The sequence below is a fragment of the Patiriisocius sp. 208BN25-11 genome, from assembly GCF_058147145.1.
The window spans coordinates 15,629-29,150 of record NZ_JBYVJY010000015.1 but is presented as its reverse complement, the minus strand read 5'-3'; the positions used below and the strand labels follow the sequence as shown (position 1 = coordinate 29,150).

The following is a 13,522-nucleotide window of genomic DNA, read 5'->3' as shown; positions in this document are numbered from 1 at the left end:
TCACAAATAAATCCCAGCCGCTTACTAAATAAAATAATTTTACAGAAAAAATTGTACTAACATTAGATATTTAAACGCCAAAAAAATGAAATCAAAAAAACAAATTCCACGCTTATTCATTTTATTTCTTCTGTTTTCTATGAGTTGCAGTTGCCAACCAAAATGGCAAGGAAAAAAAATAACACTTCCAAAAATTAGGAAAGAAATTATTTCGCTTCGTAAAAACGATCAGAAATATAGAATGAAATACATTGAATTGCATAACAAAGGTAAAAGTGGTACCGATAAATATGACAAAGTAGTAGAAAAATTAATAAAAATTGACAGTAGCAATACTTCTAGAATGGAAGAGATTGTTAATAAACATGGCTGGCCAACATTTGATAAGGTTGGAGAAGAAGCTAGTAATGTGGCTTGGTTAATTGTACAACATGCAGATAGAAATCCTTTCTTTCAAGAAAAGTGCCTGAAGCTATTAAAAGAAGCTATTGACAACGGTTTGGCAAATCGAAGTAACTATGCGTACCTATATGACCGTGTACAACTAGCAAAAGGAGAGAAACAGCTTTATGCTACTCAAAGTTCTACAAATCATAACCTTAATGATGAGAAAACTTATTTTCAACCTATTGTAGATGAATCTAGAGTTCAAGAACGTAGAGAAAAAATGAATATTGAACAGCATATTGAAGACTACGCATTATCATTAAATTTCGATTATAGAGTACCTTCAGAACAAGAAGCTATAAAAAGAGCCAAAGCATTTGAAAACTCTTATAACATTAATATTGAAAAAGCTAAAAAAGCAATGTTAGACGAAAATTATTTAGAAGCAGCAAACTTCTATATAATTGCTCTAAAATCTGATGGCTATACTGATGCTGAAGATTATGTTGAAGCAGCTAGAGCTATATCGTTGTGTAAACATAAGGATATTAATTCTGCCTCATACTATTATTTACTAAAAGCTACTTTTAAAGGCTACAAAAATGTTGATGAATTTAATACAAATTTAGATTTTGAAAATCTCAAACAAGCAAATTTAGAATTTTGGGAAAATGTCCTGATGCCAACAGTAAATAAAATTTTGGGCGAATAATTTTTATTTTAAATAATGATTTTATGATAGGAATTGTAAGTGTATCCCGCACGTGTTGCGGGGATTCCTGTCATCCGCACGAAGCTTCTCAGAAATGAGAAGCTTTTTTTGTACAACAAAAAGATACGACAGCTGCCCTAAAGCCTTGTTTCATAAATTATACTATTTTTGGACTACTAATATTTCGGCTTTGCCAAAAAAAGGCAAGGTTCTTGTTTAGTGGATTGTAACCTATAGAAAGGTGTTAACCTATCTTTAAAAAGAACATAAAATTTCAATAACTAATTTAGTATCACTCATGAAAAAACAAATTACATTACTTGCCGTGCTGTTTATTACAGCAGCCACCTTTGCACAAAAAGCAAAAGTACTAGAAGGAAGCTTTAAAGATTTAAAGGGTATAACAGAATTCTCTCTTGTCTTTGATTATTCTGACTTAGAAATTCCTAAATACGATAGCGAAGAAGAGTTCTTAGCAGACAAAATGCAAAAGAGAGAAAAGAAAAACCCAGGTTCTGGAGAAAAGTTTAAAGAATCTTGGTTTAATGATAGAGAAGAGCGCTACGAGCCAAAATTTATCGAATCATTTAACAAGCGTTTTGATGATAATAAAGTAAGAGTAGGGATGGATTTAGATAGCGCCGAGTATGTTATGAAGGTCCATACAACCATGATGTATGCAGGATATAATGTAGGTGTGATGCGTCAAAACTCTAAAATTAATGCAATAGTGTCGGTCTATAAAAAGGGGGCTCCTGACAATGTGATCTTCCAAGTTCGTTATACCAAAGCTGAAGGATACGGAGCCATGGGTAACGACTATGATTCTGGGTATCGAATATCTGAAGCCTATGCGAAATTGGCTAAAACATTAGCAAAGACCATTAAGAAGAAGGCTAAATAAGTCTTTTAAATACTTTAAATTATAAAGCTGTTGCATCTAGGTGTAGCAGCTTTTTTCTTTTTTAGAGCCAAGAGCCAAGACGAAAGGTCCAAAGAATCAAAGAATCAAAGATGAAAAGGGACAAAGTAGGAAGGTTTTTTTAGAATGTTATGGCACCCTTTAGTCCCGAAGCTTCGGGAGGGGTATCTCCTAATTTAAGAGAAGTAAAGAATCAAAAATGCAAAGATAATTTTCAAATCATCTTTCTGCCCACTGCTAATGCTCACTGCATACTTTTTTTTACTTCGGAAATTTTAGTGGTAAAAGAAACTGTTTTAGTTTTCATGGATCATTTAAAAAAACTCCCCAAATAACTCAGTAAGCTAGTGCCCCAATAACTCATAACCAAAGCTACATCTTCAAATCATCCCATTTTAGAATTAATTCATCCGTCATCGGTCACCCAACAATTAACTTATAAAAATCCCTTTGTATATCTAGTAATATGGTGTATCTTTGCACGCTCATAAAAAGAGGCTATATCTCTTTATTAATGAGCTATTTAAAACAAAATTTATAGTACAATGGATATTAAAAAGAAAGACGTTGATGCATTAAATGCAGTAGTTACTGTAGCAATCACAAAAGATGATTACCAAGACAAAGTAACTAAAGTATTAAATGACTACAGAAAAACAGCTAACATTCCTGGTTTCAGAAAAGGACATATCCCAATGGGAATGGTAAAGAAACAATACGGAAAAGCTGTTTTGGTTGAAGAGGTAAACAAATTACTTCAAGACGGATTACACAACTTTTTAACTGAAGAAAAATTAGACGTTTTAGGAAATCCACTTCCAAAAAACGAAGCTGAAATAAACTGGAATAACGAAGATTTTACCTTTGAGTTTGACTTAGGTTTAGCCCCTTCTTTTGAGGTTGATGTTGCTAAAAAAGCAGTAACAGCGTATAAGATTGTTGCAGATAACGATATGTTAGACAACCAGGTTAAAAGCATTCGCAAGCAGTATGGTAAATTAGTTGCTAAAGATACAGTTGCTAAAGGTGATGAGATTACTGGAACTTTTACCAATGAAGAAAAAGGGATTGACAAAAGCACTACCATTGAGTTAGACACTTTAAAAGGGAAAACTCAAATAAAAGCACTTACAGGTGCTAAGGTAGGAGATGTTGTTACACTAAAAACAAAAGGAATGTTTGCTGAAGAGCATGAAAACCAAAAGCATTTTGGAGTAACTCCAGAAGATGCAAAAGGTTTGGCTGTTGAGGTTTCTTTTAAAATAGAAGAAGTGAACACACGCGAAATGGCAGAACTTAACCAAGAGTTATTCGACAAGTTATTTGGTGAAGGAGTGGTTACTTCAGAAGAAACATTGAAAGAAAAAATTAAAGAAGACGCAGAAAAGCAATTTGCACAACAGAGTGATCAAAAAATGTTGAACGATGTAGTAGAGTCTTTAATTGAAAACACAAAATTTGACTTGCCAAAAGATTTCTTAGAGCGTTGGATTCAGGTTTCTGGTGAGACCCCAATGACAGAAGCGGAAGCAAAAGCAGAATACGAGCGTAGTGAAAAAGGATTGCGTTACCAATTAATCGAAGGAAAGCTAAGAGCAGAGAACAACTTGCAAGTAAGCTTCGACGAGTTAAAAGCTTACAGTCGCGAAATGATTAAAGGACAAATGGCGCAGTTTGGTCAAACTAATCCTAGCGAAGAGGAACTAGACAATATTGCAGCACGTATTTTATCAAATCAAGAAGAGGTAAAGCGCTTAAGTGAGCAGTTAAATACCAACAAATTATTAGACTTCTTCAAGGAAAAAGCAAAGCTTAAAACCAAAGAAGTAACCTATGATAAATTCATTAAAGAAGCATACGCATAAATCTTTAAAAATTTAGGTATCTTTAGGGCGCTTTATTAGTACTAATAAAGCGCCCTATTTTTATCTAAGGTTTCAAGAAATACCGCCACAAATTATGCGTAGCGTATAAGCCAATTTGGCACTGCAACGTTCTCGGTATCTTTTTTGAAATGTTATTTGAAATTTAAGCTACCATTATTCTTGTCACTTCGAGCATAATCGAAATCCATATAATATTGGTACAGAGTACTTACTAAAATTTAAAGAATAAAAAGTTTTATGAATTACGGAGACGAATTTAAAAAATACGCTATTAAAGATCAAGGTATTAGTAGTACCTATTATGAAAAGATAATGAGTAGTATGTACCCAGTTGGGCTTACTCCTAACATTATTGAAGAACGCCAAATGAACATCGCCATTTTTGATGTCTTTTCTCGTTTAATGATGGACAGAATTATCTTTTTGGGTACAGGAATCAATGATCAAGTAGCCAATATAGTGCAAGCACAATTACTCTTTTTAGAAAGTGTAGATGCATCAAAAGATATTCAGATTTACATCAACTCTCCAGGAGGAAGTGTGTATGCTGGATTAGGAATTTACGATACCATGCAATTTATCAAACCTGATGTTGCAACCATCTGTACAGGAATGGCTGCCTCTATGGGAGCAGTTTTATTGTGCGCTGGTGAAAAAGGAAAGCGTAGCGGATTAACACACTCAAGAGTAATGATCCACCAACCTTTAGGAGGTGCACAAGGACAAGCGAGTGATATAGAAATTACTGCACGCGAAATCCTTACCTTAAAAGAAGAATTATACAATATCATCGCCAACCATAGTGGTCAGACCTATGATAAAGTATATGAAGATAGTGATAGAGATTACTGGATGAAAGCAGATAAAGCCCTGGAATACGGTATGATTGACGAAATATTAAAAAGAGGATAATACAAAACGTATAGCCATGTCAAAAGAAGTTTTAGAATGTTCTTTCTGTGGTCGTAAAAAGGCAGATACTAGCTTGCTTATTGCAGGGTTAGACGCTCATATTTGCGATCGTTGTATCGAACAAGCCCACGGGATTGTTGTAGAAGAAGCAGTACATGCTGGTAATGAAGAGTTGAGCAAAGATGTGATGCTGAAAAAGCCAAAGAGCATCAAAGCTTTTTTAGATGACTATGTTATTGGACAAGAACATACCAAAAGAGTCATGTCTGTTGCGGTATACAATCATTACAAGCGATTGTTACAGCCAAAAACAGAAGACGATATCGATATTCAAAAAAGTAATATCATTATTGTTGGACAAACAGGTACTGGTAAAACGTTGGTAGCAAAAACCATTGCAAGGATGCTAAATGTACCCTTGGCAATTGTGGATGCAACGGTGCTAACAGAAGCAGGATACGTTGGAGAAGACGTAGAGAGTATTTTAACCCGTTTGCTACAAGCAGCAGATTACAACTTAGAAAAAGCGCAAAATGGTATTGTTTTTATCGATGAGATCGACAAGATTGCACGTAAAAGTGATAACCCTTCTATAACCAGAGATGTAAGTGGAGAAGGAGTACAACAAGCCTTATTGAAGTTATTGGAAGGAACCGTTGTAAATGTGCCACCAAAGGGAGGAAGAAAACACCCAGATCAAAAGTTTATTGAAGTAAATACGGAGAATATCTTATTTATTGCAGGAGGAGCCTTTGACGGTATAGAACGCCATATTTCAAAGCGTTTAAATATGCAAGCAGTTGGTTTTAGTGCTTCTAAAAATGAAAACACTTTAGAAAAAGATCATATGCTTCGTTATATTATTCCAAGAGATTTAAAAGATTTCGGTTTAATTCCAGAGATCATTGGACGTTTGCCTGTGCTAACATATATGAACCCACTGGATAAAGGAACGCTTAGAGCCATTCTAACAGAGCCTAAAAATGCCATAGTGAAACAATATAAGAAGTTGTTTGAAATGGACGGAATAGAGCTTATCATGACCTCAGAAGCATTAGACTTTATAGTAGAACAAGCTATTGTATATAAACTTGGTGCTAGAGGCCTTAGATCTCTTTGTGAGGCGATTCTAACAGATGCTATGTTTGAACTTCCTGGAACAGAAGAGAAACAATTGAGCATTACACAAGAATACGCAGCAGAGAAATTGAATAAATCAACGATTAAGAAATTAAAAGCGGTTTCTTAGTATTAAATAAGCATACATTAGAAAGCCCCAAGCAATATGTTTGGGGCTTTTTTTCTGCTGAAATGTTAAAAGTAGTTTAGAAGTTTCTGTGTTTAATAATGTATACGATCATATTTTTTAAAATCTTACTTTGTCCCTTTGAAAACAGAACCCATAAAAAAACCCCTAATCATTACAATTAGGAGTCTTTTAACTTAACTTACTTAAACTTACTTGTTAGGGCGTTACAATCACTTTCTTAGATTGCGTGCTCAATATTTTTTGTTCCATTAATTCAGTCTTACTTTTCAAAGTATATCCAGCTAGTTCAGCATCGTTTTTTTGAATTGAAGAAGTACTTCCACAAGACGCAAAGGTACTTGTTAAAATTACTGCTGCAAATATAAAAATAAACTTTTTCATGGTGTGTGTTACATTATTTGTACACAACAAACCTAGTGCGTAAGAAAAGTACTACCAAAGAAATTAGGTAAACTCCAATAGAAATTCGTTGAAGTGCACTCGAAATAGTGATTCTCGGTAAAGTGCCTAAAAACAAGGATTTACGACGTGTTTTTAGTCTGTGAAAAATGTTTTTTGTCGAGAATGATGTTATAAACTCAAAACATAAAAGGAAGAATTGACAAAAGTATATACTTTTAATAGTAGCATAAAAAAAACTCCTAAGGGGATAGGAGTTTTTTTAAGGTTAATTCTTGTTAGGTGTTTTATGGTTTCACAATCACTTTTTTAGATTGTGTGTTTGCTATTTTCTGTTCAAGTAACTCAGTTTTACTTTTTAAGGTATATCCAGCTAATTCTGCATCGTTCTTTTGAATCGAAGAAGTTGTTCCACAAGAGGTAAATGTACTTGTTAAAACAATCGCTGCTAAAATAAAAACTACTTTTTTCATGGTGTGTTTGAATCACTTGTTCGGGACAAACATATATTGAGAGAAAAGGACTACAAAAAATATTAGCTAAAAAACAGTAGAAATTCGTTGAAATGCAAAAAAAATATAAACTTCGGTAAAGTGCATAAAAACAGCGATTTACAGCGTGTGTTTAGTCGATTAGAATGTGTTTTTAATCGAGAAGTTTTTTTACTTAGCTATTTAAATTTAATAATTCTTCTAAAAAATCACGTGTATTAGATAGTCTAGGTACTTTATGTTGCCCCCCTAATTTGTCTTTTTCTTTGAGCCAATCGTAAAATAGCTTTTCGCGGGCAATATGAACTTTTGGTGGATTGAGCGTTGTATTATTAAATCGCTTTGCTTCATAATCGCTATTCACATTCATGAGTGCTTTGTCTAAGGTGTTTGCAAAGGCAGTAAAATCTTGTGGCGGATTTTTAAATTCAATTATCCACTCATGTGCTCCTTTTTCTTTGTCTTTCATAAATACAGGCGCAGCAGTATAATCTACAATTTCGCATTGTGTGCATTTCGAGGCTTCTTTTAAAGCTGCTTCGGCATTTTCAATAATTAGTTCCTCTCCAAATACATTTATATGATGCTTCGTACGCCCCGTCACTTTAATCCGGTGCGGGCTCACAGAAGTAAAGCGAATGGTGTCTCCAACTTTGTAACGCCATAATCCAGCATTGGTGGTAATAACAATAGCGTAGTTTTTACCTACTTCTACATCGGCTAAAGAAACAACTTTTTCTGCTTCTGTTCCATAAGATGTCATTTCTATAAACTCATAGAAAATCCCATAGTCTAGCATTAATAGTAACTCTTTGTTAGCATTTCGGTCTTGTATGGCAAAGAACCCTTCGCTGGCATTATAGATTTCATAATACCTGAAATTGTCTTTTGGTAAAATTTTATTGTATTGCTCTATATAAGGATCAAAGCTTACTCCTCCGTGAAAATATACTTCAAGGTTGGGCCAAACGTCAAATAAGTTATCTTTTCCAGTCGTTTTAATAACGTTGTTCAGCAATACTAACATCCAGGATGGAACTCCTAAAATACTAGTTACGTTTTCATTAATGGTTTCGTCAACAATAGCTTGCATTTTCACTTCCCAATCCCCCATAAGCGAAATTTCATTGCTAGGAGTGCTGCTAAATTCGGCCCAAAAGGGCATGTTGTCAATTAGTATGGCAGATAAATCTCCAAAAACAGTTCCGTTTTCTTCGTATAATTCTTTACTGCCTCCCAAACGCAAACTCTTCCCTACAAATAACTTGGCATCTTCATTATTGTTAAGATACATACATAGTAAATCTTTACTTGCAGCATAGTGACAGTATTCTAATGATTCATTACTTACTGGGATAAACTTGCTTTTAGCATTGGTAGTTCCGCTAGATTTTGCAAACCACTTTATAGGTGATGGCCAAAAAATATTTGTTTCTCCACGACGAGAACGTTCAATCATACTACTAGAATCCTCGTAGTTTGATATCGGAACTCGAGCTGCAAATTCTCGGTAGGTTTTAATAGAGGCAAAATCGTATTGTTTTCCTATTTCGGTGTTTTTTGCAGTGTGAAGTAGGTGTTCAAGTAGTTCATTCTGCACATCGACAGGGTATTTAAGGAACAGCTCTATTTGATGAAAGCGTTTCTTTAAAAACCAGGATGCAATAGAATTTACTATGGGTATTGGCATATTTTTGAACTATCTTTAAGGTCTTAAATGTACAATTTTATTTTATGCAATTCCAAGGCACTTTAACAAAAATGCAAACCGAAATAGGAAGCCCTATTCAATACTATTTAGTCTTCGAAAACGACTTCTTGCACGTCAATCAATTGCTCGATAAAAAGATGAAGATCTCTTTTGTTGGCTATCAGTGTATTAACTGCAAGCGAGAACGCATGATTTACAGACAAGGGTTTTGTAAAAATTGTTTTTTTGAAATTCCCCAGGCTGCAGATTGGATTATGAAACCCGAATTAAGCAAAGCACACCTAGGTATCGAAGATCGCGATTTGGAATATGAAAAATCTGTGCAATTAAAACCACACATTGTATATCTAGCAAATAGTAGTAATATAAAAGTAGGTGTTACCCGCAAAACGCAAGTACCCACCCGTTGGATAGATCAAGGGGCACATGAGGCTATCGAGATTGTAGAGGTGCCTAACAGATATCTAGCAGGAATTACTGAAGTTGCCTTAAAAGATCATGTAGGCGACAAAACCAATTGGCGAACCATGCTTAAAAACGATATTAAAGATGAAGATCTATTGTCTTGGCGTGATACCTTAAAACAATACATTCCAGTAGAAGCATTGCCCTATTTTCTAGAACATAACACCGAAACAAACTTAGAGTTTCCAGTATTACAATATCCAACCAAGCTTAAAACATTAAACCTTAGTAAAACCCCAGAATATACAGGCATATTAAAAGGAATTAAAGGGCAATACCTCATTTTTGAAGACGAAACCGTTTTTAATGTCCGAAGTAATGAAGGAGTAGTAGTTTCTATAACAATGTAATATGGATTTTTCAAAAAAGAGTACACTACAAAATGATGTCGCATCCGTACGTCTTTTAACCGAAAATGATGTGACCCATTTGCTTCCTTTTGTTGAAAAAGAACCTGAAATTTGGATCTATTCTTTAAAACAACTTAGAACAGCACAAGATCTTAGCACCTATATTCGTGTTGCCTTAGAGGGGCATTCAAAAAAAGTGATATATCCTTTAATAGTATTCGATAAACGAAGCCAAGCCTATGCTGGATGTACTCGTTTTTACAATATCGACACGTATCATAAAACAGCTATGATCGGCTATACTTGGTATGGTAAAGCATTTCAGGGCACTGGATTAAATAAAAATGTTAAGTACTTATTGCTATCTCATGCTTTTGAAACCTTGGGTTTTGAACGTATAGAATTTAGAGCAGATGTTAATAATGCTAGAAGTATTGGAGCCATGAAGAGCATTGGCTGCAAGGTGGAAGGGATTCTTCGTAGCAACTTCGTGATTGGTGACAAAAGAAGAGATAGTATTGTGTTAAGTATTTTGAAAGAAGAATGGTTTGATCGTGTAAAAGAAAAACTCTACAACAGCATTCAATAAAAATACTTTTAGAAAAATAGTCGTACTCCCTGCACAAGTGCAAGTAGTATAAATGTAATGCCTATAGTCTTATTCATTTGAGACGCGTTTGTTTTCTTTCGTTCTTGCAGCCCTTTCCCCAGTTTTGCATAGCCATACAGGATAGCTACTTTGCCCATGAAAACGCCCATAAAAAAGAGCACTAATATTTCCGAAGGACTCATATCAGTTAAGGGTAATAGATATTGCTGAGTTAAGGAGATGCCTAGGATCCAGAATAGTAACACAGGCGGGTTGATAAGACTTAATAAAAAACCTTTTAAAAGGCCTGAATTTGAAATGCTATTATTTCTGGGAAGTGTGCTTAAAAAACGTAAATTTTTTAAGGAATAGAATGAGATTCCAACGATAAAAAATATACTTGTAAAAACAATCTGTGTCCAGAGGTTCATTTCAAAAAAATGGATGAAAAAGGTACTATAACAAAGTGCTAATACTGACAGTACTAATTCTCCAATTCCGGCGCCTATGGCAACACGCATCCCTTTTTGTAAAGAGTGTTTTGAGGTAGTTGTAAGTACTGCAATATTTGAAGCTCCTGGAGCTGCGCCTCCAATTCCTGCTAATGCCAAACCAATAAAACTATATGCTAAAATCATAGCCCATTAGTTGGTGTAGTTTTAGAAAACTTACAGAGATAGTGAATTAATTTCCTTTTTTTATACCTGTAGAGTCCTTCTTTTTGTTTCCAAAAATATTTCCGAAGATATCTTTCACCACATCTTTAGTTTCTTTTTGAGTAGTGTCTGTATTGGTATCTCCCGTAGTATTGGTGCCATCTTTTGGTTTTATGATGTCATCAAGAATATCGCCCACCGTGTTTCCAACATCGCCTCCGGTATTATTATTTATGATATCCTTAATGGTGTCTGTTCCTTTGTCTATGAGGGCATCTTTTTGTTTTTCAAGAATGCGGTTGGTCAAATCTGTTACTGCTGCTTGCGTATTTAATTTAATTTTTGGATCTGTAAAGGTGCCAGTAATGCCAACTGGTAATCCTACGGTCATGGTAGCTGCGTCTTGCGGATCTAATTTAGATAAAAGACTCGTCACCTCGCTTCCCATATACCTCGCAGGAACATCCATTTTTATATTGTAATTCATATTTTGATTAATGCCATGCGAGCCACCAGCTGTGATTTTTACACTTTCTACTTCAAAGTCGAAAGGCGTTACGACAATATTTCCGTTATTAAACGTAAGATTGGTTCCTACGTTTTGCAGACTTAATTGGTCTATGTTTAAAAAAGATAATTGCTGCCCTAACTGTGATAATAAGGGAGCCTGATTGGCATCTACTTCTGCCGTAACAATTTGTGCAAATGCGGTTCCGCCAAGGGTGTTGAGATCGGGTGTAAGTTCTTTACTTAGGTTTCCAGAAAGCTTAAACTTAGTGTCCATGGTTCCTTGTAAAGCTTTTGCGATGGGTGCTAAAAATTTTAAGATAGGAAGTTGTTTAAAAGATTGGTCGATGTCAATCTTACTAAGGTCAAGGTCCATAGCAAAGGTTGGGGTAGTTTCTTTGGTAGAAACATTTCCTTGCAAGGCAACATCGCCACCTAATATTTTGGAGGTTACATTGCTAAGATTTGCCACTTCGTTTTTAATGGTAACACTTCCTTTGGTGTTGTTTAGTGTAATGTCATCATAAATTACATTTTTGGCTGTAAAATCTAGGGTAGCATCCAAGAAATCTGGAATTTTGACACCCGTTTCTGTAGAAAGTGTTTGAGGCTTATTCCCGCTAGCTGTTTTTGTATTGGTTGTCTCTGCTGCCATGAAGTCATTTACATTAAACGTATCAGAAACTACTGTAAAACGCCCTTTTAAATCTTGTTTTGCCATAATCCAAGGAATAAGATTCTGGATGTTTCCCTTTGCATTTAAGTCGGTGTCTCCCGTGGTAGCGTTCATGTCTTCTAAGGCAATATTTCCCGGACTCATTTTTATAGAAGCATTTTTTATGGTAATCGGGTTTTGAAAAGCTTCATCACTATAGGTAAAGTTTACAATACTAGCCGTTCCGTTGGTTCTAATGTTTTGATATTGCTCTGCGTCAATCGAATTCATATCAAAATTTGTAGTGACATCGGCATTAAAAATTCCTGTGAGATCTTGATCCAAATCTATAGGAAGTACTTTGTCAATATTGGCTAAATCTAAGGTTCCGTTTAGTGCGAGATTCACCAACATATTTTGGGTGAAGTTTTTAATATTTCCGCTTGCGGTAAAAATCTCATCATCAATTTTAAAGGTAACACCACCTATATTCAAATAGGTGTCTGGTGCTAATCCTGTTTCATTAATGAGGTCTATGTTTATAGCAATATTTTCTACTGCTTTTGGTAAACTTTCGTATTTAAAAGAAGCATTTTCACTGCGCACTTTTATGTCCATAGTAGGTATTTTAGTGTCATCTACGATGCCTTTTAGTTGTCCGTCTATGCTGAAATTTCCTGTGGTGGTCACTCCGTCCAAGTTTTTAACATAGGTCTTTGGAATCACTGCCAAAAAGTTTTTGAAATCTGAAGAAGGGGTCTTAAAACTAAGATCGAGGTTGGTGTTTGTTTCGTTAATTTTTACAAATCCGTTGAAGGTTAGGGGTAGCTCATTAATGGTGCCCTTGTTTTCTAGAAAAGTATATTTTTGGTTCTCTAAGTCCAAATCAAATAAAGCATCTAATGCTATTTTTGTGGTACTTAGGTATTCGGTATCTCCCGATTTAAAAGTGATGATCCCATTTGTTTTGGTATCTAACTGCGAGGTTGCTAACGAAAAATCGCCATTACCCTCGTGGTCCAGGTTGCTTATGGTGAGGTAATTGGTAGTGCTGTCATCATGATAATTAATTCTGGAATTTGTAAGCTCATAATGGGTTAGGTCAAATGCAAAACCACTTGATGGTTCCTTCGTTTCTGGTTGTTCTGTTACAAGTTCTTTGGGAGTCTTTTTAGCAATATCGTAATTAGCTTTCCCTTCTTTGTTTACTTGTATATTAATAAAAGCTTCATCTATGGACAAGGCATCTATTTTTATAGCGTCTTCGGCTCCTTTTAACAACTGTTTGAGTCCCATTTCAAGTTGTAATTGTTTTCCACTAGCAAGGGTTTCTCCCAAGAAAGGAGCATTATTTACAACACTAAAATCGTTGAGCACTAAGGTAGCTTTTGGGAAGTTCTTCATGAGGGTAAGATCAAAGTCACTCCAGGCAACTGTGGCGTTGAGGTTCTTATTAATGTTTTCCATCAATAACTTCTCTAGAGATCCTTTAAAAAGATAAGGAGCTGCAAAAAGTGCTATCACTATTAGTACAAGTACAATCCCAATAATTTTACTAATTTTTTTCATATCAAATATTTTTTTAGACCGCTTCGCTGCTAGAAGTTAGA

The 13,522-nt window shown here is 35.0% G+C and carries 12 protein-coding genes; 7 read left to right on the top strand and 5 right to left on the bottom strand.

Features of this window, described 5'->3' with window-relative positions; genetic code table 11:
• Window positions 1-85: 85 nt before the first annotated feature.
• The 5 genes from ACY2RS_RS14055 (at window position 86) to clpX (ending at window position 6,068) form a co-directional block, all read left to right on the top strand.
• Window positions 86-1,099: a DUF6624 domain-containing protein gene (locus ACY2RS_RS14055; protein WP_490099301.1), complete on the top strand. Its 1,014-nt coding sequence runs from the start codon at window positions 86-88 to the stop codon at window positions 1,097-1,099.
• 298 nt (window positions 1,100-1,397) lie between these two features.
• Window positions 1,398-2,003 carry a hypothetical protein gene (locus ACY2RS_RS14050; protein ID WP_490099300.1) on the top strand — a complete coding sequence of 202 codons (606 nt, stop codon included), beginning with the start codon at window positions 1,398-1,400 and terminating at the stop codon, window positions 2,001-2,003.
• Window positions 2,004-2,566: 563 nt separating this feature from the next.
• The gene (gene tig, locus ACY2RS_RS14045; protein ID WP_490099299.1) at window positions 2,567-3,886 is read left to right on the top strand and encodes a trigger factor; all 1,320 of its coding nucleotides are present in this window, start codon (window positions 2,567-2,569) and stop codon (window positions 3,884-3,886) included.
• Window positions 3,887-4,144: 258 nt separating this feature from the next.
• The gene (gene clpP, locus ACY2RS_RS14040) at window positions 4,145-4,819 is read left to right on the top strand and encodes an ATP-dependent Clp endopeptidase proteolytic subunit ClpP (protein WP_490099298.1); all 675 of its coding nucleotides are present in this window, start codon (window positions 4,145-4,147) and stop codon (window positions 4,817-4,819) included.
• A gap of 16 nt (window positions 4,820-4,835) precedes the next feature.
• Window positions 4,836-6,068, top strand: a complete 1,233-nt coding sequence (gene clpX, locus ACY2RS_RS14035) for an ATP-dependent Clp protease ATP-binding subunit ClpX (RefSeq protein ID WP_490099297.1) — start codon at window positions 4,836-4,838, stop codon at window positions 6,066-6,068.
• Between the two features lie 216 nt (window positions 6,069-6,284).
• Here clpX and ACY2RS_RS14030 read toward each other — a convergent pair whose 3' ends face one another.
• From ACY2RS_RS14030 to ACY2RS_RS14020, 3 genes are all read right to left on the bottom strand, one after another.
• Window positions 6,285-6,470, bottom strand: a complete 186-nt coding sequence (locus tag ACY2RS_RS14030; protein WP_490099296.1) for a hypothetical protein — start codon at window positions 6,468-6,470, stop codon at window positions 6,285-6,287.
• A gap of 305 nt (window positions 6,471-6,775) precedes the next feature.
• Window positions 6,776-6,961 (bottom strand): hypothetical protein, encoded by a 186-nt coding sequence (locus ACY2RS_RS14025; protein ID WP_490099295.1) that lies wholly within the window; start codon window positions 6,959-6,961, stop codon window positions 6,776-6,778.
• A 193-nt stretch (window positions 6,962-7,154) separates the two neighbouring features.
• Window positions 7,155-8,669, bottom strand: a complete 1,515-nt coding sequence (locus ACY2RS_RS14020) for a GH3 auxin-responsive promoter family protein (protein ID WP_490099294.1) — start codon at window positions 8,667-8,669, stop codon at window positions 7,155-7,157.
• A gap of 44 nt (window positions 8,670-8,713) precedes the next feature.
• Here ACY2RS_RS14020 and ACY2RS_RS14015 point away from each other — a divergent pair, with 44 nt between their 5' ends.
• Both ACY2RS_RS14015 and ACY2RS_RS14010 read left to right on the top strand, forming a co-directional pair.
• Entirely contained in the window at window positions 8,714-9,505 is a 792-nt protein-coding gene (locus ACY2RS_RS14015; RefSeq protein WP_490099293.1) for a DUF2797 domain-containing protein, read from the top strand.
• Between the two features lies 1 nt (window position 9,506).
• On the top strand, window positions 9,507-10,094 hold the full coding sequence (locus ACY2RS_RS14010; RefSeq protein WP_490099292.1) for a GNAT family N-acetyltransferase: 588 nt from the start codon (window positions 9,507-9,509) through the stop codon (window positions 10,092-10,094).
• 8 nt (window positions 10,095-10,102) lie between these two features.
• Here the strand turns inward: ACY2RS_RS14010 and ACY2RS_RS14005 are convergent, their stop codons facing one another.
• Entirely contained in the window at window positions 10,103-10,732 is a 630-nt protein-coding gene (locus ACY2RS_RS14005) for a LysE family transporter (protein ID WP_490099291.1), read from the bottom strand.
• A gap of 46 nt (window positions 10,733-10,778) precedes the next feature.
• Window positions 10,779-13,481, bottom strand: coding sequence for an AsmA family protein (locus ACY2RS_RS14000; RefSeq protein WP_490099290.1), 2,703 nt, complete (start codon window positions 13,479-13,481; stop codon window positions 10,779-10,781).
• Between the last annotated feature and the right edge of the window lie 41 nt (window positions 13,482-13,522).

Bases quoted from the DNA above. Each gene is read 5' to 3' on its own strand.
- ACY2RS_RS14030 (WP_490099296.1), bottom strand. From the start codon at position 6,470: ATGAAAAAGTTTATTTTTATATTTGCAGCAGTAATTTTAACAAGTACC.
- ACY2RS_RS14055 (WP_490099301.1), top strand. From the start codon at position 86: ATGAAATCAAAAAAACAAATTCCACGCTTATTCATTTTATTTCTTCTG.
- ACY2RS_RS14020 (WP_490099294.1), bottom strand. From the start codon at position 8,669: ATGCCAATACCCATAGTAAATTCTATTGCATCCTGGTTTTTAAAGAAA.
- ACY2RS_RS14025 (WP_490099295.1), bottom strand. From the start codon at position 6,961: ATGAAAAAAGTAGTTTTTATTTTAGCAGCGATTGTTTTAACAAGTACA.
- ACY2RS_RS14015 (WP_490099293.1), top strand. From the start codon at position 8,714: ATGCAATTCCAAGGCACTTTAACAAAAATGCAAACCGAAATAGGAAGC.
- tig (WP_490099299.1), top strand. From the start codon at position 2,567: ATGGATATTAAAAAGAAAGACGTTGATGCATTAAATGCAGTAGTTACT.
- ACY2RS_RS14000 (WP_490099290.1), bottom strand. From the start codon at position 13,481: ATGAAAAAAATTAGTAAAATTATTGGGATTGTACTTGTACTAATAGTG.
- ACY2RS_RS14005 (WP_490099291.1), bottom strand. From the start codon at position 10,732: ATGATTTTAGCATATAGTTTTATTGGTTTGGCATTAGCAGGAATTGGA.
- ACY2RS_RS14050 (WP_490099300.1), top strand. From the start codon at position 1,398: ATGAAAAAACAAATTACATTACTTGCCGTGCTGTTTATTACAGCAGCC.
- ACY2RS_RS14010 (WP_490099292.1), top strand. From the start codon at position 9,507: ATGGATTTTTCAAAAAAGAGTACACTACAAAATGATGTCGCATCCGTA.
- clpX (WP_490099297.1), top strand. From the start codon at position 4,836: ATGTCAAAAGAAGTTTTAGAATGTTCTTTCTGTGGTCGTAAAAAGGCA.
- clpP (WP_490099298.1), top strand. From the start codon at position 4,145: ATGAATTACGGAGACGAATTTAAAAAATACGCTATTAAAGATCAAGGT.